This window comes from Micromonospora sp. NPDC000663 (genome assembly GCF_042898105.1).
GTDB lineage: Bacteria > Actinomycetota > Actinomycetes > Mycobacteriales > Micromonosporaceae > Micromonospora.
Genome location: NZ_JBIAYR010000012.1, coordinates 112,512 through 129,352, shown reverse-complemented (window position 1 = coordinate 129,352; position 16,841 = coordinate 112,512). Strand labels below are relative to the sequence as shown.

General features: G+C 71.6%; 20 protein-coding genes. 13 read left to right on the top strand and 7 right to left on the bottom strand.

The annotated features are described in order from the left end of the window. Positions 1-121: 121 nt before the first annotated feature. From ACFY1S_RS26870 to ACFY1S_RS26835, 8 genes are read left to right on the top strand one after another with little or no spacing between them, the layout of a single operon-like run. Entirely contained in the window at positions 122-2,515 is a 2,394-nt protein-coding gene (locus tag ACFY1S_RS26870) for a nitrate- and nitrite sensing domain-containing protein (protein ID WP_387123351.1), read from the top strand. 16 nt (positions 2,516-2,531) lie between these two features. Next, positions 2,532-2,936, top strand: a complete 405-nt coding sequence (locus tag ACFY1S_RS26865; protein ID WP_030490280.1) for a roadblock/LC7 domain-containing protein — start codon at positions 2,532-2,534, stop codon at positions 2,934-2,936. Positions 2,937-2,988: 52 nt separating this feature from the next. After that, a complete protein-coding gene (locus ACFY1S_RS26860; protein ID WP_387123348.1) occupies positions 2,989-4,182 on the top strand; it encodes an ABC transporter substrate-binding protein in 1,194 nt (397 codons plus the stop codon). After that, a complete protein-coding gene (locus ACFY1S_RS26855) occupies positions 4,179-5,075 on the top strand; it encodes a branched-chain amino acid ABC transporter permease (protein WP_387123346.1) in 897 nt (298 codons plus the stop codon). Before ACFY1S_RS26860 ends, ACFY1S_RS26855 begins: the two co-directional genes overlap by 4 nt. Beyond that, positions 5,072-6,094 (top strand): branched-chain amino acid ABC transporter permease, encoded by a 1,023-nt coding sequence (locus ACFY1S_RS26850; RefSeq protein ID WP_387123344.1) that lies wholly within the window; start codon positions 5,072-5,074, stop codon positions 6,092-6,094. Before ACFY1S_RS26855 ends, ACFY1S_RS26850 begins: the two co-directional genes overlap by 4 nt. Beyond that, positions 6,091-6,834, top strand: a complete 744-nt coding sequence (locus tag ACFY1S_RS26845) for an ABC transporter ATP-binding protein (RefSeq protein ID WP_387123342.1) — start codon at positions 6,091-6,093, stop codon at positions 6,832-6,834. Before ACFY1S_RS26850 ends, ACFY1S_RS26845 begins: the two co-directional genes overlap by 4 nt. Next, a complete protein-coding gene (locus tag ACFY1S_RS26840) occupies positions 6,834-7,607 on the top strand; it encodes an ABC transporter ATP-binding protein (protein ID WP_387123340.1) in 774 nt (257 codons plus the stop codon). Before ACFY1S_RS26845 ends, ACFY1S_RS26840 begins: the two co-directional genes overlap by 1 nt. A 34-nt stretch (positions 7,608-7,641) precedes the next feature. Beyond that, entirely contained in the window at positions 7,642-8,445 is an 804-nt protein-coding gene (locus ACFY1S_RS26835) for a methyltransferase domain-containing protein (RefSeq protein ID WP_387123338.1), read from the top strand. A 35-nt stretch (positions 8,446-8,480) separates the two neighbouring features. Here ACFY1S_RS26835 and ACFY1S_RS26830 read toward each other — a convergent pair whose 3' ends face one another. The 4 genes from ACFY1S_RS26830 to ACFY1S_RS26815 form a co-directional block, all read right to left on the bottom strand. Beyond that, positions 8,481-9,773 (bottom strand): GAF domain-containing protein, encoded by a 1,293-nt coding sequence (locus tag ACFY1S_RS26830; protein WP_387123336.1) that lies wholly within the window; start codon positions 9,771-9,773, stop codon positions 8,481-8,483. A 140-nt stretch (positions 9,774-9,913) separates the two neighbouring features. After that, the gene (locus ACFY1S_RS26825; RefSeq protein WP_387123335.1) at positions 9,914-10,357 is read right to left on the bottom strand and encodes an OsmC family protein; all 444 of its coding nucleotides are present in this window, start codon (positions 10,355-10,357) and stop codon (positions 9,914-9,916) included. 74 nt (positions 10,358-10,431) lie between these two features. Beyond that, positions 10,432-10,884 carry a DUF6069 family protein gene (locus ACFY1S_RS26820; RefSeq protein WP_387123334.1) on the bottom strand — a complete coding sequence of 151 codons (453 nt, stop codon included), beginning with the start codon at positions 10,882-10,884 and terminating at the stop codon, positions 10,432-10,434. Between the two features lie 115 nt (positions 10,885-10,999). Then, positions 11,000-11,983 carry an RNA polymerase subunit sigma-70 gene (locus tag ACFY1S_RS26815; RefSeq protein WP_387123332.1) on the bottom strand — a complete coding sequence of 328 codons (984 nt, stop codon included), beginning with the start codon at positions 11,981-11,983 and terminating at the stop codon, positions 11,000-11,002. A gap of 107 nt (positions 11,984-12,090) precedes the next feature. Between ACFY1S_RS26815 and ACFY1S_RS26810 the strand changes: the two genes are divergently transcribed. Then, positions 12,091-12,411 (top strand): DUF6582 domain-containing protein, encoded by a 321-nt coding sequence (locus tag ACFY1S_RS26810; protein WP_387123330.1) that lies wholly within the window; start codon positions 12,091-12,093, stop codon positions 12,409-12,411. A 47-nt stretch (positions 12,412-12,458) separates the two neighbouring features. Here the strand turns inward: ACFY1S_RS26810 and ACFY1S_RS26805 are convergent, their stop codons facing one another. Then, the gene (locus ACFY1S_RS26805; RefSeq protein ID WP_387123328.1) at positions 12,459-12,746 is read right to left on the bottom strand and encodes a hypothetical protein; all 288 of its coding nucleotides are present in this window, start codon (positions 12,744-12,746) and stop codon (positions 12,459-12,461) included. 53 nt (positions 12,747-12,799) lie between these two features. Here ACFY1S_RS26805 and ACFY1S_RS26800 point away from each other — a divergent pair, with 53 nt between their 5' ends. The 4 genes from ACFY1S_RS26800 (at position 12,800) to ACFY1S_RS26785 (ending at position 15,068) form a co-directional block, all read left to right on the top strand. Beyond that, the gene (locus ACFY1S_RS26800; protein ID WP_387123325.1) at positions 12,800-13,240 is read left to right on the top strand and encodes a hypothetical protein; all 441 of its coding nucleotides are present in this window, start codon (positions 12,800-12,802) and stop codon (positions 13,238-13,240) included. Between the two features lie 119 nt (positions 13,241-13,359). Beyond that, complete coding sequence (locus ACFY1S_RS26795; protein ID WP_387123323.1) at positions 13,360-14,001, top strand: alpha/beta fold hydrolase; 642 nt, start codon at positions 13,360-13,362, stop codon at positions 13,999-14,001. A 77-nt stretch (positions 14,002-14,078) separates the two neighbouring features. Then, positions 14,079-14,615 (top strand): alpha/beta hydrolase, encoded by a 537-nt coding sequence (locus ACFY1S_RS26790; protein WP_387123321.1) that lies wholly within the window; start codon positions 14,079-14,081, stop codon positions 14,613-14,615. Positions 14,616-14,711: 96 nt separating this feature from the next. Then, positions 14,712-15,068 carry a VOC family protein gene (locus tag ACFY1S_RS26785; protein ID WP_387123319.1) on the top strand — a complete coding sequence of 119 codons (357 nt, stop codon included), beginning with the start codon at positions 14,712-14,714 and terminating at the stop codon, positions 15,066-15,068. Positions 15,069-15,107: 39 nt separating this feature from the next. Here ACFY1S_RS26785 and ACFY1S_RS26780 read toward each other — a convergent pair whose 3' ends face one another. Both ACFY1S_RS26780 and ACFY1S_RS26775 read right to left on the bottom strand, forming a co-directional pair. Then, positions 15,108-15,980 (bottom strand): hypothetical protein, encoded by an 873-nt coding sequence (locus tag ACFY1S_RS26780; protein WP_387123317.1) that lies wholly within the window; start codon positions 15,978-15,980, stop codon positions 15,108-15,110. Positions 15,981-16,060: 80 nt separating this feature from the next. Then, complete coding sequence (locus tag ACFY1S_RS26775; protein ID WP_387123315.1) at positions 16,061-16,789, bottom strand: alpha/beta fold hydrolase; 729 nt, start codon at positions 16,787-16,789, stop codon at positions 16,061-16,063. Positions 16,790-16,841 lie beyond the last annotated feature (52 nt).

The following is a 16,841-nucleotide window of genomic DNA, read 5'->3' as shown; positions in this document are numbered from 1 at the left end:
GGCAAGGTGCGGATAGACCGTCATCGACGAGTCGTGGGAGTCAATCTTGGCGTCGAGCACGAGGTCCCACGAGGCCCGACCCTACCCGACCCGTCGGCGCGGCTGGAAGATTGCCGGTCGGATGCGCCTCATCGTCGCGGCACCGCTGGTCGCCGTGATCGGCTTCGCCAGCCTCGCACTCACCGAGAGCGCGCGCCAGACAGGCCGCGCCGACGACCTGCGGATCCTGGCACAGGTCGGCGCCGAGGCCGGTGACCTGGCCTACCGTCTACAACGCGAGCGCATCGCCGCGGCCGACCTGCTCACCTACGCCGCTCCGGAGCAGCAGGACGCGTTCGGCGTGGAGATGGCAGCAACCGACGACGCCACCGCCCGCTACCGCCGGCAACGTGACCTGCTGCCCGCCAACGCCAACCAGTCACTCCTGCGCCGCATCGACGCCGCCCTGGACGGGCTCGCCCCGCTGCGCACCCAGGTCCGCACCGCGGCGCACGCCTCGGTGTCGGCGATGACCTTCAGCTACCGCATCGCCATCGCCGACCTGATCAACCTCCGGGAGAACGTCTCGCACGGCGTGGTCAACGCCCAGCTCGCCGACGGGATCCGGGCCTCGGCCGCGCTGTCGAAGACGGCCGAGGCGATCGGCCAGCAGCAGGTCGCCGTGCTCCGCGCGGTCGTTGCGGGCGAACTCACGCCCGCCATGCAGCAGGACATCACCGCGGCCCGGACGAGCTACACCGAGTCGAGCCTGTCGTTCCTGGCCCTCGCCCCACCGGACTGGAACACCTGGTGGGAGCAGGCCGGCACCGGCAAGGAGGCGCTCGCGCTGCAACGGATGCAGGACGACGTGTCCCGAGCACAGCCCGGCACACCGCTGCGGCTGGAGACCGAAGCCTGGGTGTCCACCACGCAGGCCCGTGCCGCCCGCCTTTCCGACCTGCGGGCACGCGTCGACGCCGCGGTGCTCGACGACGTCCGGGCCGCGCACGCCGACCAGCGCCGCCGGGCCGTGGCCGAAGCGGTGGGCGTCCTGCTGGCACTGGTGCTCACCGCAGTGGTGACCTGGGCCGTCGCGCGGCAGATCACCCGGCGACTGCGCCGCCTGCGGGACGCCGCGAACGCCGTCGCGTTCCAACAGCTGCCCGCTGTGGTGGCCCAGCTCCAACAGCCGGGAAGCGCCGCCGTCGACCCGGACGAGCTGGCCCGCCAGCAGTCCACAGTCGCACTCGACGCGTCGAGCGACGACGAGATCGGCGAGCTGGGCCAGGCGTTCAGCGCCGTGCACCGGGCCGCCGTCCGGACCGCCGCCGGGCAGGCGGTGATGCGCGCCAACACCGCGGACATCTTCATCCACCTGAGCCGCCGCGAACAGCGCCTCGTCGACGCCGTCCTGGCCCAGGTCGACCTGGTCGAACGGGACGAGACCGACCCCGACCGGCTGCACCAGCTGTACACGCTGGACAACCTGGCGACCCGGATGGGACGGATCAACGCCAGCCTGCTGGTGCTCGGCGGTGTCGGTGTCGGCCGCGTACGACAGCACGACGTCCCCCTGCAACAGGTGCTCCAGGCGGCGCTGTCGCAGATCGAGCACTACGCCCGGATCCGGCTCGGCATGATCGACGGCGACGTCGCCGTGGCGGCCAAGACCGTCGACGAGGTCGTACACCTGCTCGCCGAACTCATGGACAACGCCACGACGTACTCGCCGCCTGGCAGCGAGACCTGGGTGAGCGGCCGGAGCCTGGGTGACCGCGTCATCATCCAGATCAGCGACGAGGGTGTCGGGCTGTCCCCGCAGCGGATGGACCAGCTCAACGAGCTGCTGGCCCACCCACCTGCCATCGACGTCGCCGCCGTACGGGCGATGGGGCTCGTCGTCGTCGGTCACCTCGCGGCCCGGCTGGGCGCCACCGTCCAACTGCGGCGCGGCCCCCGGCGGGGCGTCCTCGCCGAGGCGACACTGCCCGCCGCGATGATCCGGTCACTGCCACCGGAGGAGTACCTGCTCGCCCCCGGTCGCCTGTCCCGGCGTGCGGCCCGGACCGCCGGCCCCCCACCGCCGTACCAGCCGCGCCCCGAACCCATCGCCGGACGCCCACCTGCCGAACGGACAGTGCCCTCGGCGCCGGTGTTCCGACCGGCTCCCACGCCCCCGGACCGGGGGGACGCGCCCACCGAGGAGCTGCTCATCTTCGAACAGGTCAACCACTGGTTCCACGCCGACGTCATCAACGGGCAGGACGGGCGGGACGGGCGGGAATGGGCCAGCCCGGCCGACGACGCCTGGCGCACCGCGGCCCGCGCGCACGCCCCGGAGGTCGCCACGACCACCACGTCCGGCCTGCCCAAGCGGCAACCACAGCGGCATCTCGTGCCCGGTGGCGTGACAGCGCCGCAGCAACAGCAACGGTCGGAGTACCGCGACCCCGCCCAGGTGGCCACGGCGATGGCCGCGTACGCCCGGGGCGTGGCGGCCCGACGGCGCACCCCGGTCAACCTCGGCAACAACTGACGCGACAGGAGAGCACGTGACCGATCAACAGGATCTCGGCTGGCTGCTTGACAACTTCGCCGCCCGCGCGACCGAGGTCAGCCATGCGATCGCGATCTCCAGCGACGGCCTGATGGTCGCCGCCACCCGCGACCTGCCACCGGACCGGGCCGACCAGCTCGCCGCGACCGGCAGCGGTCTGGTCAGCCTGCTGCGCGGCGCCGCGGCGTTCTTCGACGCCGGCGCGGTGATCTCGAACGTCACGCAGCTCGAGGGCGGCTTCATGTTCTCGATGGCGTTCAACGACGGGGCCTCGTTGCTGGTGCTCGCCGCGCCCGAGTGCGACGTGGGCAAGGTGTCGTACGAGATGACCGAGCTGGCCAACCGCATCGGGGACGCCCTGACCCCCGCGGCCCGCGCGGCCCTCGCCCGCAGCCGCTGACCACCCCGGCGCCCCCACGCCGGACACACTTCCCCTTCCCCTGGAGTAGGACATGCCTTTCACCACCCCTTGGCGCAGCCGTGCCCTCACCGCCGCGCTGCTCGCGACCGTGCTGACCGCCAGCTCGGCCTGCGGTGACGACGCGCCCGGCACGAGCGCCGGCGGATCGATAAAGATCGGACTGCTCGCGTCGCTGTCCGGGACGTACCAGGCAGTCGGTACGGAGATCCGCGACGGCTTCCAGCTCTACCTGGACACCCACGACGGCAAGCTCGGCGGTCGACAGGTCGACCTCGTCGTCGCGGACGAGGGCAACGGCGCCCAGACCGCCGTGCCGGCGGCGACCAAGCTGCTCAAGCAGGACCGGGTGTCCGCGCTCACCGGCATCGTCGGCGGTGGCTCCGTCGCCGGCGTAACCCCCCTGCTCAACGAGACCAAGGTGCCCCTCGTCGGCTCCAACGGCCGGCCGGAACTCAAGGACGTGTCCCGGGTCTGGCACACCTCGTACCTCTCCGACGAACCCGGGGCGGCCATCGCCCAGCACGTCCGGGACAACGTGAAGGGTCCTGTGTACGCCATCGGGCCGGACTACCAGGGCGGCTGGGACGAGCTGCGCGGCTTCACCGACGCGTTCAGCAAGATAGGTGGGAAGCTCGCCAACGCGGACGGCAAGACCACCTTCACCCCGTTCCCGGCCACCACGAACTTCACCCCGTACTTCGCCCGGATCAAGGCCTCGGGTGCCGCCGCCGTCTACACGTTCTACGCCGGCAGCGCCGCCGTCGACTTCGTCAAGCAGTACGCGCAGTCCGAGATCAAGGACGTCCCGCTGTACGCGGCAGGGTTCCTCACCGAGGGCGGTGTGCTCAACGCGCAGGGCGAAGCGGCCCGGGACATCTACTCGGTGCTCAACTACTCGCCGGACCTGGACAACGCGGAGAACCGCGCCTTCGTGGCGGCGTGGAAGGCCAAGCACGACGGTTCGCCGACCACGTACGCGCTCGCCTCGTACGACGCGGCGGCGGTACTGGACCGGGCGATCGGCGCAGCCGGCGACGACCCGACTCCGGAGGCCATCAACGCGGCCATCGCTCAGCTCGGTCAGATCGCCAGCCCGCGCGGTACCTGGCAGTTCTCCACCACCACGCACTCACCCGTGCAGAAGTGGTACCTGCGCCAGGTCCGTCAGGACGGGCGGGCGCTGTCCAACACCGTCGTGGGTGACCTCGCGACCGTCGGCCGGTGATCCTGGTGGTGGCCGGCCCGAACCGGATCGACCCGTACCTGATCCCGGCGCTGGACGGGGTCGCCTACGGGCTGCTCGTCTTCGTCGCCGCCTCGGGTCTGGTCTTCTGCTTCGGCGTCGCCAACATCCTCAATCTTGCGCACGGGATGCTCTACGCGATCGGTGGGTACACGGCGGCGGCGCTGCTCGACGGCGGCTGGGCGAGCCTGGCGCTGGCGTTGGCGGTCGGCGTGCTCGCCGCCGCCGCCGCGGGCGTGCTGCTGGCCGGACTGCTCACACCTGTCGCCGCTGGCAACCACCTCACCCAGGCGCTGCTGACCTTCGGGGTGGCTCTGGCCGGCGGCAGCCTGCTCGTCGCCGGCTTCGGACCCGACGATCCGCGGGTCCGGGTGCCTGCCGCCCTGGACGGGTCGGTGGTGGTCGCCGGCCACCGGTACGCCGCGTACCGGCTCGTCTTCATCGTGGTCGCGGCGGTGATCTCCGCCGCGCTCTACCTCGTGGTGCGGCGTACCCGGGCCGGGATGCTCGTCCGGGCGGCCGTCGACGACCCGGAGATGGTCGCCTGCATGGGCGTGAGTCCAAACCGGATCCGTGCCGGTGTGCTCGCCGCCGGCGGCGCGTTGGCCGGCGCGGCAGGGGTCCTGGGCGCGCCGATCATCGGCCCCGGCACGGACACCGCCGACACCGTGCTCCTGCTGTCCCTGGTGGTCGTGGTCCTCGGTGGTCTCGGGTCGATGGCGGGCACGCTGCTGGCCGCCCTCGCGATCGGCGAGATCCAGACGTTGGGGGTGGCGTTGCTGCCGTCCGCCGCGCCGTTCCTGCTGTTCGCCGCCATGGCGGCCGTGCTTGCCGTGCGGGCACGTGGCCTGGCCACCAGGTGGGGGACGACGTGAGGGACGAGGTGATCCGGTGGGGTCGCGGTGGCGTCGCGGTGCTCGTCCTGGTGGGCCTGGTCGTGGCGCCCCTGGTGGTCGACGACTACACCACGGCGATCCTGGCCCGGACGCTGGCGCTGGCAGTGGTCGGGGTGAGCGTGGCACTGCTCACCGGCGTCGCGGGCATGCCGACCCTCGGCCAGACCGCGCCGTACGCGGCGGGCGCCTACGCCTGCGCGGTGCTCGGTAGCCGGGTCTCGGACGTCGGCGTCGTGCAGGTGGCGGTCGCGGCGGGTGCCGGGGCGGCGCTGGCCGCGCTGACCGTGCCGCTCGTCGTCCGCGCCCGTGGGGTGATCGTCCTGATGATCACGTTGGCGGTCGGTGAACTCGTCGTGACCGTCCTCGGCCGGTGGCGGGCGGTGACCGGTGGCACGGACGGGCTGGCCGGCATACCCGCGGTCCGCCCGTTCTGGGGCCTGCCGGTGCTCGCCAGCGACCAGGCGCGCTACCTGTACACGCTTGTCGTCGCGGCCACGCTTGTCGGCGCGGTGCTGTTGCTGCTGCGCACCAGGGCCGGGCTGCTGCTGCGCGCCTGCCGCGACGACGAGAGGCGGCTGCGGGCCAGCGGGCACCGGGTGCCCCTTCTGGTGTCCGGCGCGCACGTCGCCGCCGGAGCGGTCGCCGGTGCCGCCGGCTCGCTGCTCGTCGTCGCCCAGCAGTACATCTCCCCCGCCGACTTCGGCTTCGACACGTCCGCACTCCTGCTGCTCGGGGTCGTCATCGGTGGCACCGCCTCGGTCGGCGGCGCCCTGGTGGGCGCGGCGCTCGTCATCGCCGCCCGGGACTGGCTGTTCGGGGTGCTGCCCGGCCACGCGCCGCTGGTGCTGGGGGCGCTGTTCGTGGCGACCGTCTACCTGCTGCCCTCCGGCGTCGACCGGGCGCGGCTCAGACCGCGCCCGACGGACGTCCCGCCGGGCCACCCGGGCCGGCCGACCGTCCGCGAGCACGCCGGGGCAGCACCGGAGTCACGGACATGACGCCACTGCTCGACGCCCGGGACGTCCAGGTGCGGTACGGCTCGCTCGCCGCGCTCGCCGGCGTCGACCTGACCGTCCACGACGGCCAGCGGCACGCGCTGATCGGCCCCAACGGAGCCGGCAAGACGACTCTTCTCAACGTGATCGCGGGCGCCACGAGACCGCAGCACGGCGCTGTGGTGTTCGTCGGACGGGACGTCGGCCGGCTCGGCCCAGCGGCACGGGCCCGACGGGGCATCAACCGGATACACCAGCGACCGGCTGTCTTCTCGACGCTCACCGCGACGGAGAACGTCGTGGTGGCCGCGCTGCCGCGGGTCATCCCACGGCGCAGGTGGTGGCCCGGCGGACGCCGGCACGCCGCGCAACACCGGGCGGGTCCGCTGCTGGAGCGGATGGGCCTCGCCGACGTCGCATCGGTGCCTGCCGGGCACCTCGCACACGGGCAACGACGCCAGTTGGAGATCGCCATGGCCCTTGCCGGTCGCCCCCGCCTGCTGCTGCTCGACGAACCGGCGGCCGGACTGTCCGCCACCGAGGTCGGCCGGCTGGTCGAGCTGCTCCGGGCGCTGCCCCGCGCCGTCGCCGTACTGCTTGTCGAACACCGACTGGACCTGGTGTACGCCCTCGCCGACACGGTCACCGTGCTCCGCGACGGTCAGCGGTTGGCCGCCGGTACACCTGACGAGATCCGTACCTCGCCGCTGGTGCGGCAGGCCTACGCCGACGGGGTGGCCTGATGCTGAGTGTGGACCGCCTGTGCGCCGGCTACGCCGGGGGGACCGTGTTGCACGAGGTCAGCCTGCGGGTACGCCCCGGCAGCATCCAGGCCGTGGTGGGACGCAACGGCGCGGGCAAGAGCACGCTCGTGCACACGATCGCCGGGCTGGTGCGCGTCTCAAGTGGTCGCATCGAGATCGGCGGCGTACACGTCGCGGGCCGGCAACCGCACCGCATCGCGCAGTCCGGGGTGGGTCTCGTGCCACAGGGCAGGCGGGTCTTCTCCCGGTTGACCGTCGCCGAACACCTGGTCCTGGCGGCCGCGCCGTGGCGGGCCGCCACCCCGGGCGGCGAGGGCTGGACGGTGGCCCGGATCCTGGAACTGCTGCCGAGGCTGGCGGAACGGCTGCGGCACCGCGGCTGCGAGCTGTCCGGCGGCGAGCAGCAGATGCTGGCGATCGCGCGCGCACTCCTGGGCCAACCCCGGGTGCTGCTGCTCGACGAACCGTGTGAGGGTCTCTCCCCCGACCTCGCGGCCCGGGTCCGAGAGCTCATCGGCACCCTCGCCGCCGACGGCCTGACCGTGCTGCTCGTGGAGCAGCAGCTCCAGCACGCGATCGAGGTCGCGGACCGGGTGGCGGTCCTGGAGTACGGCCGGGTGGTCTACGACCGACCGACGGCCGAGGCCCGCGTCGATCCGAGCCCGGTGGCCGCGATGTTGAGCGTCACCACCGCCGTCGCGCCGCCCCCGACCAACCGGCCCGCCCCCCGGCTCTGGGCCGACACCCCGTAGTCACCCGAACCTTCCCTCCGAGAGGTAGACACCCATGACCAGCGACACCAACGACGACTCGTACACGTTCGACAACGGCGCACCGGACGCCGTCGCGCAGATGCACGCACTGGAATCCTTCCTGGACCCGATCACCACGCGCCGCCTCGCCCGCCCGGTGCTCCGTGCGGGGGCGACCTGCTGGGAGGTCGGCGCGGGCGGCGGCTCGATGGCCCGACGGATCGCCCGCGCGGTCGGCGACGACGGCGAGGTGCTCGCCACGGACATCGATCCCACCCATCTCGTGGCCGACGGCAACCTGCGCGTACGCAGGCACGACGTCCGCACCGAACCGCCGCCCGGTGACGCGTTCGACCTGATCCACGCCCGGCTGGTGCTGCTGCACCTCCCCGACCGACGACGGGTCCTGCGTACGCTCACCGGGGCGTTGGCTCCCGGCGGATGGCTCGTGGTGGAGGAGTTCGACTGCACCGGGCCGCTGCGGGTGCTGACCGCACCGACGGACGACGCCGCGAAGCTCTTTTCGCAGGTCATGGACGCGATGATGGGCGTCCTGGAGGACCACGGCGCCGACCTGGGGTGGGCACAGGACGTGCACACCGAGATGGCCCTCGCCGGCCTGACCGACCTGGACACCATCACCCACTCGCAGAGCTGGACCGGCGGTTCGACAGGCACGTCGCTCTACGAGACGAACTCCCGCCAGTTGGAGCCGGATCTGCTCGCCGCGGGGCTGTCACCCAACCAGCTGACCGCCTTCCGGCGACTGGTGCGTGACCCCGCGTTCGCCGTCATGTCGTACCACTTCGTCTCCACGCGCGGCCGCCTGCCGGGCTGACAGCACCAGACACCCCCAACCGCGACCGTGAGTCGTCAGCGGTTGAGGTAGGCCGCCAGACCGCCGAGTTCCTCGCTGGCGATGAACACCGACCGCACGTTGAGGATGGCCTCCTCGACGTGGCTCGGGCAGCCCCACGCCGAGTCGCCCCACGAGTCGGCGATCTTGATCTCGGCCGGCGCCGGACAGCCGGCGGGACCGCCGAGCTGGCAGCGCTCGGGGTGCGGCGCGGCGGCCTGCGCGGCGGCGGCGGCGCGTACCCGGGCGGCGAGGTCCGCTGCGGCGGCGGCGCGTTGCTCGGCCTCGGCACGCAGTTCCCGTTCCGCGCGTACCGCCCTGGCCAGGTCGTCGTGGGCGGACTTGGCGCGGGCCTCGGCCGACGCCTTCGCCTGCTCGATGTGGTGCCGCTCGATGGCCAGGGCGGCGGTGCCGGCGAAGACGCGGGTGAGCGCGAGATCGGCGTCCTGCGGGACGCGCGGGGTGCGGTGGTACATGGCGAAGGTGCCGAGCAGGCCACCGTCGCGGGCCAGGATCGGCGTGGACCAGCAGGCGCCCAGTCCGGCCCGGCCGGCGAGATCGCGGAAGTCGTTCCAGAAGGGATCGGTGGCGATGTCGGTGACGATGACCGGCTCCCGCCGGTGCGCGGCGGTACCGCAGGAGCCGACACCCTCGCCGGTGGCGATCCCGTCGATGGCCTTGTTGTAGAAGTCGGGCAGGCTCGGCGCGGCGCCGTGCCGGAGGTGCCGGCCGTCGGGATCGGCGAGGAGTACGGAGACGAACACCTCCTGCGGCGCGAGGTTCTCGATGCAGCGGGCCATCCCGTCGAGCACCTCGGCCAGGGGCGCCTGGCGGGCGATCTGCTCCAGCAGGGCGCGGTGTTCGACCATCAGGCGTTGGGCGTGCTTGACCTGGGTGGTCTCCACGCCGAGCAGGCGAACACCTATCACGTTGCCGGCGGCGTCCCTGCGTGGCTCGCAGGTGACGTCGAAGAACGTCTCCCGCGTGTACGGGCCGCTGCCCAGGACGACCCGGACGTCACGGCCGGTGTCCGGCTCCCCCGTGCGGTAGACCTCATCCAGCAGGGCGACGAAGTCCTGGCCGGCCAGTTCGGGCATCAGGTCCGCGAGCGCGACGCCAGTGCGTGCCCGTTCCTCGCCGATGCTGGCGAAGAACGTCGGGTTCGCCGACTCCACCAGGTGCGCCGGCCCGGCAAGTGACGCGAACAGGGCCGTGGACTGCCCGAACAGCGCCCGCAGGTCCTCTTCTGCTCCCTGCCGGGTGACCTCCGGATCCGGAGCAGTCGGCTGCTGGCGTGGTACCGCCGTCATGTCGTGGCCTGTCCCTCATCCGCGGACGCGTGGCGTCGTCGATGAATCACCGACCGGCGACGGTGGCCGGCCGTGTTGTCGAGCGCTACCAACCTACGGCAGACCGGCTCCCGTCGCCCGCGCTGGGCCGGGGCGTCCGGTCACGCTCCAGGGGCGTCGCCCGCTTCGACGATCGAGACGGAAGTGCCCAGTTCGACGGTACGGGAGACGGTGCACAGCCGGTCGTGGGACTGCTGCAGCGACCGGGGCAGCGCCTCGCGGGCCTTGTCGCCGTCCGGACCCGCCGGAAACGTCACTGTGAACTCCACCCTGAGGTTCTGCATCCGGTTGCCGCCGGCCTCGTCGCGTACCTTGTCGCCGGTGACGTCGACGGAGAACCGCGTCGGCTCGGCCCGGCGGCTGGTGATGTGGTCCACGTCTATCGCGGTGCAGCCGCCGATGGCTGCCAGAAGGAGTTCCACAGGCGTGAAGCTGGCGTCCTCGCCGGTGCCCATCGACATCGATCCACCGCGGACGTTCCGCGCGACGTAGTTCCCCACGCTGGTGCGCTCGATCTCCACCGAGCGGAAGGTGTCGTCACTCATGACTGGAAACTACCCTGGCCGGCGGCCACCAGCCCGGCGGCCTGCGCCGCGCGTGGTCCCGCGCGCCGGGACCGTCAACCGGCCCGGGAGCGCAGACCCCGCGCCAGGGCGGGGATCATCACCGCCGCCGGCACGAGGTGCAGCGCGACGAGGGCTGTGACGGTGGCGGCGTCACCCCCGGAGAGCACTGGCGGGACCAGCGAGATCGCGGTCAGCGTGCCGGCCGTCCAGACGAACCGTTGCGCGGGGCGCGCGCTCCACCGGAGCAGAGCGACGGCGATGAGGATGCCGACGACCGAGAAGAAGCCGGTCACCACGGCGAAGCCGGACAGCGGGATCGTCTCGCCGCCGTCCGGGATCTCGAAGTCGACGCCGACGGCCCGGGCGAGCGCGGCGGCGAGGGTGGTGGCCACCACCGCGGCGAGCGCGGCGGCGAGGCCGACGCCGACGAGCCCACGGACGCGGGTGTGGCCGGTCCGGCCCGCCGCCGGGGCTGCGACGAGCCCGGTTTCATTCGTGCTGTCCATGTCGATCCTCCATCGTTCGGTATCTGGCACAGGGGTGGTGCCGGAGGGGACGGCCACGCGCACCTCGGCCGCGCGACACGTGCGCCACCGCGCAGCGTGAGCGTCCACACCGGGCCTACTCGGTGTCGTGTGCCGGCAGGCTCTTCGGCAGCCCGAGCCGCGGGAACTGGTCGCCGTGGAAGATGGTGATCTCGGTGATCGCACCGCCGGTGATGCGCAGGACGTCGATGGTCAGCGGCAGGTACGCCCCCTCCCGCTCGCGCCAGTGGTAGAAGGCGACGGCGGGTTGCCTGTTGACCGAGGTGGGGACGGCACGAAGTCCCGTCATCTCCCCGAAGCCGCCCTCGGTCCAGTCCCTCACCACGGCGTCGCGGCCGACGTGCAGGCCCGGGGTGGGCGGCATCGAGCAGCGGACGTCGTCCCGCAGCATGGTGGTCAGCGTGGGGATGTCCGTGGCCACGCTGGCGTCGGTGAAGCGACGTACCAGCTCACGCGTCCCCGCGTCCTCCTCGCCGCCGGTCCAGTCCTGCCGCTCGGTGGGCAGGTGATCCCGCATCCCGGCGCGGGCCCGCTGCAACGCGCTGTTCACGGAGTTGACCGAATCTCCGAGCAGCTCCGCGACCTCCTTCGCCGGCCAGCCGAGCACGTCCCGAAGGATCAGCACGGCCCGGGGGCGCGGCGCGAGGTGCTGGACGGCGACCAGGTACGCCAGCTCGATCGTCTCCCGCGCGACGGCGACCGCCTCCGGCTCGTCCGCGTCACCCGTCGCCAGTTCGTCGAGCAGCCGGTCCGGGTACGGCTGAAGCCACAGCACCTCCCCGCCCGTGGCGGGCTCGGGCCGGCGTTTGGCGAGCAGGTCCAGGCAGGCATTTGTGGCGATCCGGTACAGCCAGGCCCGGAACGTCGAGCGACCCGCGAAGGTCTCCCGCCGCCGCCACGCCCGCAGGAACGTCTCCTGCACGGTGTCCTCGGCGTCCTCGAACGACCCGAGCATCCGGTAGCAGTGCACGTGCAGCTCCCGCCGGTGCCGCTGCGCCAGCCCCGAGAACGCCGACTCGTCGACCTCGCCCAGCTCCCCCAGCCGTGTGTCCGCGCTCATCACGTCATCCTTCCGCCTCGTCACGTCCTGTCGTAGGTATGACGGGCGCCGGCGCGACAACTCATCACCAACGGCGGCGGAATTTTCGGTCGACGGGGTGCTGCCGGGTGACGAGTGGGTATCGGGAGGCGATGAAGTCCACCTGGAAGCCCCACGAGGAACACGGATCCCTGTCCGAGAAGGAGAAGCGCGAGCTGCCGGCGAGTGTCTTCGCGTTTCCCGACAAGCGCAAGGAACCGCTTACCGACGCCGCTCACGTCCGCAACGCCGTCGCCCGGTTCGACCAGGTGCAGGGCGTCGACGACGAGGAGCGCGATCTGGCGTTCCAGAACATCCTCGCCGCCGCCGCGCACCACGGAGTCGACGTCGTGGAGACCGACTGGCACCAGCTGGGCCGCCGGCCCCACACGCCGAATCCCGCCCACTGAGCAGCTCGACCAGGGCGGAGGCAGCTTCAGGTCGTCGCCCGTCGGCGTCAGAAGGGTGGCGCGTCCTCGCCCATCAACGCCAGCACGACGCCTCCCTTGCCGCTCTTGAGGCCCTGGACCACGACCCTGCCGGTGCTGCCGTCGGGCAGCTCCAGAGTGAAGGTCTTGCCCACCGCGTTCTTGGGACCGTTGCCGGCGCTGTTGGCGGGTCGGAAGTCACCTGCCCAGGGCGGGACCCCACCCCTGCGGGCGGGTTCGGCGAAGAGAGCGGCGGTGCCGGGGGTCCGGGTGCCGTCGGAGGCGAGAAGCACTGAGGCGCTGCGGTAGGTAGCCATATGCGCCACAGGCTATCCCGGACCGCGCTCCCCGAACAGGCTAGTTTGCTCGGATGAGTCTCCTCGATGACGTGGGCAAGCGTGACGATTGGCGTTGCTGGGTGTGCGACGAGCCGGTCGACGCCGACATCTCGGTGAACGATGCGCGTGGTCCCAGCGTCGACAGCCGTACCGCCGACAGGAAGGCCAAGGTCACCGAGCGGCTCGCGCACCGTGCCTGCAACTCGCGCAAGGGAGCGGTCAAGGTGGTCATCGCCTGGCCGGACCGGCTGCACGTGGTGGAGCCCGCACCGCTGATCACCGTCGCCGAACGGCTCGAACGCAAGGGTGGTCGCGAGCTGGTCGCCCGCTGTCCGAGCAGGAAGGACGCCCAGGAGGCGGCGGACTGGCTGCTCGACCGGTTCTCCCGGCTGGTACCGGGCCTGCCGGTGACCGCAAGCGTCGACGCCGGTGGCGGGCAGTACCTCGTCGCCCTGGCCGCCGGCCGCCGCTGACCGGGAGCGGTCCCGGCCGGCGGAAGGCAACGGTGTCGACCCGCTCGGCGTCGCCTGCTGGCCCGGTGTGACGAACCGGGCGAGGCCGGCTGTCGTACCCGGCTGCGAGGCTTGCGGTCATGGCGACATTCGTTCTGATCCACGGTGGTGGCGGCAGCGCGTGGGACTGGCATCTGCTGGTGCCCGAGCTGACCGACCGCGGCCACGACGTGGTGGTTCCGGAACTGCCGATCGAGGACCCGTCGGCGGGGTTCGGCGAGTTCCGCGAAACGGTCGTGAACGCGATCGGCGAACGGAGCGACCTTGTCGTCGTCGGCCACTCGTACGGCGCGTTCACCGCGCCCCTGATCGCCGACGAGTTGCCGGTGCGGCTGATCGTCCTGCTCACGCCGATGATTCCCAGGCCCGGCGAGAGGCCCGGAGACTGGTGGGACAACACCGGTTACCAGGGCACCGAAGGGGTCAGCGAGGAGCAGCAGTTCTACAACGGCGTGCCGGCCGAGCTCGTCGCGGAGGCAGCGGCGCACAACCGGGACCAGGTCAGTGCCGAAGGCGACGAGCCGTGGCCTCTGGGCGCCTGGCCGGACGTACCGACGAAGGTCCTCATCGGCCGTGCGGACAGGTTCTTCCTCCCGGACTTCCAGCGCCGGGTGGCCGCCGACCGGCTCCAGGTGATCCCTGACGAGATCGACGCAGGCCACGCCGTGCCGCTCAGCCACCCGAGGCGACTCGCCGACCGGCTGACCTCCTACCTGCGCTGACGACGCCAGCGGTCCCGCCGTGACATGGGCACCGGAGATCACGTGGTTGGATCGGCAACGTTGATGCGGAGGGCATGATGGCGCGAACGGCGATCATTTTTCACGGGACCGGCGGCAACCCGGACGTCTGCTGGTACCGCTGGCTGGCGGGGCGGCTGGAGGCCCGAGGCTACGCCGTCGAGGTCCCGTACTATCCCGGCATCAACGACGAGCCGATCGCCACGTTCCTGCCGAAGATGCTGGCGGGGCACACCTTCGACGAGGACACGGTCCTGGTGGGCCACTCCGGCGGGGCGGCGCTCCTCCTGGCGCTCCTGGAGCATGTGGATGTCACTGTCGCGCAGGCGATCCTGGTCGCCGGCTACTGCACCCGGCCCAACACCAGCGAAGAACCGGTCCTGCAGGAGAGCTACGACTGGGCCGCGATCCGGTCGCACGTACGGGACATCATTTTCATCAACTCCCGCGAGGATCCGTACGGCTGCGACGAGCGGCAGGGACGCGCCATGTTCGAGCGGCTCGGCGGCACCCAGATCGTGCGCGACGACGGGCATTTCGGCGACTACGACCAGCCGTACGAGCGGTTCGAGTTGCTCGACCGGCTCATCCCCTGACGTGCGCCGCCGCGCGGGCCAGCCCGACCGGCCCGTTGTCGTCGCCGGGGCACGACGCTGTCGCGACGGCGTACGGCGCACTGCCACAATCGGTACGTGGCGAACGTCTGGTCCGGCGTGACGATCGATTGCGTCGACCCCGAGCGGGTGGCCCGATTCTGGAGCGGGCTGCTCGGTCGCGAGCCCGGTCCGTCGCAACAGGGCTGGGTCTACCTCGGTGAGCGAGGCGACCCTCAGCCGCGACTGGTGTTCCAGCCGGTGCCGGAGCCGCGGACGGGCAAGGTACGGGTACACCTCGACGTCACGGTCGATGACATCGACGAGGCGATGACGACGGTCGCCGATCTCGGAGGCCGGTTCACAGGTGAACGGCACGACTATGACGAGGGCGTGGTCGTCGTCATGGCCGACCCCGAGGATCACGAGTTCTGCCTCGTGCAGTACTACGACTGACGGCTCCGGGGTCGCGCCCGTACCGATCAGAACGACGGCTTACTCCTCCGGGACGCGCGGCCCGACCTCGCCCCGCTTCAGATGCTCCGCGTTGCGGTCGGCTTCGCTGTCGGCGTGGGCGGCGCCGGAACCTGGGTCCGTGGTCCGGCGGCCCTCGGCGTCCTGGTACACCTGGCCGGTTTCCAGGGCCCTCTCCTGCTGACTCTGCTCAGGCGTGGTCATGGCACCACATCTACCCTCCGAGGGCACCAGCAAACGGTCACCGCGCCTGGAGCCCACCCGCGTGCCGAGGTCCGCCTCAGCACCCTGTGGTTGTCGGGGAGCCGGCAGTGTCCGGGCGACTGCCTGCTCGAAGCGTTTCCAGGCGGCCTGGGTGAACGGGTGGACCCCGTCGAGAATCAGGTCGGCGACGTACCGCGCCTCGTCGCGTGTGCGGGCCGCCTCGGCCGGGGTGATCCATTCGCTGTTGACGGCGTCGTCAAGTTCGTCGTCGTCGGCGAAACCGACGGTCCTGCCGTGCCGGCTGAGCCTGGGGCGAGGATCGGTGCCGGAAGGCGTGTCGTCGTCCGGCAGGTGCCAGAGGTCCAGTTCGAGATCGACGAAGCTCCACACGTCCCCGCTTCGTGCCACGGGCCGGGACAGGTCGATGGTGATCGCGGTCCAGGGCGTGTGCCGCCAGGCAGCTACCCAACCGCCCTGATGGGGTGCGAAGTACAGGACGGGGCAGCCTGGTGCCTCGGGGATTCCGGAGAAACTCGTCGCCTCGCGGCCGTCGGCCCACCGACCCGTGTAGAGGGTGCCTTCGGGATGGAACAGCCAGGATCCGACCTCGTCGTCACCGAGGTGATAGGCGAGCCAGCTGCCCTCGTTGCCGTTGAGCTTCTGCTTCACGAGCTTCAGGACGCGGGGCATCGCCCGAGACTAGGCCACCACGGCGTGAACCTGCGTGGTCGAAAGGACCCGCTACAGCCGGTGGGTTTGGCGACTGCCAACTAGCGGGCGGCGGTCCGGGCGGCCGTGTCGATGAGGTCCGCGACCGGGCCGGGCTGAGAGACCGCCACGGCGTGGGACGCGTCGATCTCGACAGTCGTCGACCCGGCCCGCTCAGCCATGAAGCGTTGCAGGTCCGGTGGGATGCCCAGGTCCTGGGTGGTGACCAGGGTCCAGGAGGGGATCGTCTTCCAGGCGGTCTTTGTCACGCTCTCCTGCTGGGCCTCGTCGGTGGGCGGTCGCTGGGTCACCGCCATCAGCGCGGCGGTGTCCGGGTCGACGTCGGCCGCGAACACCGCCGGGTACTTGTCCTGATCGATGTATTGCTCCATGGTCGTGCCACCGCCGTCGACGGGGATCGGCAGCATCTTGATGGAGGTGCCGAGCTGGCTTCCGGGGTACTTGGCGATCAGATCGAATACGCTCTCCCCGACCTCGGGGCTGATGCTCGCGATGTACACCAGAGCCTTGACGTTGGGGGCGCCATCCGCGGCTTCGGTGATCACTGATCCGCCGTACGAATGGGCGGCCATCACGACCGGCCCGGATATGGTGTCCACAACAGACCGGACGTACGCTGCGTCCTTCTGCACACCCCGCAGCGGGTTCGCGACGGCCATGACCGGGTATCCCCGGCGCTTGAGATGGGCGATCACCCCGTTCCAGCTCGACGAGTCGGCGAACGCGCCGTGTACGAGAACGATCGTGGGCATGTCAGAAGCGGCGTTCATCTGGCATTCCTTTCGAGGGGCCCAGGCTGCCCGCTGAATGCGGTAGCGCGGG

What these genes read in the sequence shown, in the direction of transcription:
- ACFY1S_RS26830 (WP_387123336.1), bottom strand. Translation starts at nt 9,773, where the DNA reads ATGACGGCGGTACCACGCCAGCAGCCGACTGCTCCGGATCCGGAGGTC.
- ACFY1S_RS26845 (WP_387123342.1), top strand. Translation starts at nt 6,091, where the DNA reads ATGACGCCACTGCTCGACGCCCGGGACGTCCAGGTGCGGTACGGCTCG.
- ACFY1S_RS26780 (WP_387123317.1), bottom strand. Translation starts at nt 15,980, where the DNA reads ATGCCCCGCGTCCTGAAGCTCGTGAAGCAGAAGCTCAACGGCAACGAG.
- ACFY1S_RS26835 (WP_387123338.1), top strand. Translation starts at nt 7,642, where the DNA reads ATGACCAGCGACACCAACGACGACTCGTACACGTTCGACAACGGCGCA.
- ACFY1S_RS26870 (WP_387123351.1), top strand. Translation starts at nt 122, where the DNA reads ATGCGCCTCATCGTCGCGGCACCGCTGGTCGCCGTGATCGGCTTCGCC.
- ACFY1S_RS26860 (WP_387123348.1), top strand. Translation starts at nt 2,989, where the DNA reads ATGCCTTTCACCACCCCTTGGCGCAGCCGTGCCCTCACCGCCGCGCTG.
- ACFY1S_RS26800 (WP_387123325.1), top strand. Translation starts at nt 12,800, where the DNA reads ATGAGTCTCCTCGATGACGTGGGCAAGCGTGACGATTGGCGTTGCTGG.
- ACFY1S_RS26790 (WP_387123321.1), top strand. Translation starts at nt 14,079, where the DNA reads ATGGCGCGAACGGCGATCATTTTTCACGGGACCGGCGGCAACCCGGAC.
- ACFY1S_RS26820 (WP_387123334.1), bottom strand. Translation starts at nt 10,884, where the DNA reads ATGGACAGCACGAATGAAACCGGGCTCGTCGCAGCCCCGGCGGCGGGC.
- ACFY1S_RS26815 (WP_387123332.1), bottom strand. Translation starts at nt 11,983, where the DNA reads ATGAGCGCGGACACACGGCTGGGGGAGCTGGGCGAGGTCGACGAGTCG.
- ACFY1S_RS26795 (WP_387123323.1), top strand. Translation starts at nt 13,360, where the DNA reads ATGGCGACATTCGTTCTGATCCACGGTGGTGGCGGCAGCGCGTGGGAC.
- ACFY1S_RS26840 (WP_387123340.1), top strand. Translation starts at nt 6,834, where the DNA reads ATGCTGAGTGTGGACCGCCTGTGCGCCGGCTACGCCGGGGGGACCGTG.
- ACFY1S_RS26805 (WP_387123328.1), bottom strand. Translation starts at nt 12,746, where the DNA reads ATGGCTACCTACCGCAGCGCCTCAGTGCTTCTCGCCTCCGACGGCACC.
- ACFY1S_RS26825 (WP_387123335.1), bottom strand. Translation starts at nt 10,357, where the DNA reads ATGAGTGACGACACCTTCCGCTCGGTGGAGATCGAGCGCACCAGCGTG.
- ACFY1S_RS26775 (WP_387123315.1), bottom strand. Translation starts at nt 16,789, where the DNA reads ATGAACGCCGCTTCTGACATGCCCACGATCGTTCTCGTACACGGCGCG.